General features: G+C 78.6%; 1 pseudogene. It reads right to left on the reverse strand.

The annotated features are described in order from the left end of the window. Nucleotides 1-327, reverse strand: a pseudogene (locus Q2100_RS31440) (hypothetical protein); the annotation flags it as partial.

The following is a 327-nucleotide window of genomic DNA, read 5'->3' on the forward strand; positions in this document are numbered from 1 at the left end:
GACGTCGAGGCGGAAGTACCCGCCCCGCGCGGCGGCGTACACCTCGCCCAGGCCGTCGCCGATCACGGCGGAGGCCGCACCGTCGAGTGACACGGTCCGGGTATCGGTCCCGGGGCCGATGACCGTCAGCTGCGACCGGCCGTCCGCGCCGGCGCCCAGCACCACCAGCGAGCGGGTGGCCTCGTCGAACACGGCGCCTCGGGTCTGCGCGGCGAGTGGCCGCACCAGTCCCGCGGGGGCGCCGCTGACCGGGGGAGACTCCGCGGCGGTCGCCGGCACGATGGTCGGCGGCGGGCCGTCGTCCGGGCCGGTCGCGCAGCCGGCCAC

It is taken from the genome of Mycolicibacterium arseniciresistens (genome assembly GCF_030519285.1).
GTDB lineage: Bacteria > Actinomycetota > Actinomycetes > Mycobacteriales > Mycobacteriaceae > Mycobacterium > Mycobacterium arseniciresistens.